The sequence below is a fragment of the Spongiactinospora gelatinilytica genome (assembly GCF_003236385.1).
Lineage (GTDB): Bacteria > Actinomycetota > Actinomycetes > Streptosporangiales > Streptosporangiaceae > Spongiactinospora > Spongiactinospora gelatinilytica.
In genome coordinates this window covers 1-523 of sequence record NZ_POUA01000829.1, presented here as the reverse complement: position 1 = coordinate 523, position 523 = coordinate 1, and the positions used below count along the sequence as shown (strand labels likewise).

The window sequence follows — 523 nt, the reverse complement described above, 5'->3', positions numbered from 1 at the left end:
CACAATACCACCAGAATTTACACTCAATAGACGACGCATGTCTTCACGTGAATCGGCCTGATTAGGCTCCTGACCCAAGAATTCACTTGCAGCTGCGAACGTGCCTGACAGTTGATTATCCAAATCGTTACGATCATTGATGACAACTATCGTGGGATTGCCGAGTTCACGACCGACAATTCCAGAGAAAAAGACCATCGACAACGATTTTCCCGATCCTTGCGTGTGCCAAACAACACCAATTTGATTGTCACCCGGTGTCTCAACAGCACGCTTAGCAGATGTCACTGCCTTGTTAACCATATAGTACTGATGATACGCGGCAAGAATCTTGATTGTCTTATCGCCATCTGTTTCAAATATGATAAAGTTCTGAATCAAATCCAACAAAGTGATTGGGTTCATCATTCCTCGAATAAGGCTTTCTAGCTGAAATAGCGGTTTAGAACTACCGTTCACTTCCTCAGGCAACCGCCATTGCATGAATCTCGACGCATTAGCTGTTAGAGAACCAGCTCGTGCC

Annotated in this window: 1 protein-coding gene; it reads right to left on the bottom strand. The window is 44.9% G+C overall.

Translation table 11 applies throughout. The features are described 5' to 3' along the window. A partial coding sequence (locus C1I98_RS41025; protein WP_199537589.1) for a DEAD/DEAH box helicase family protein occupies nucleotides 1-471 on the bottom strand: 471 nt, incomplete at its 3' end. Nucleotides 472-523 lie beyond the last annotated feature (52 nt).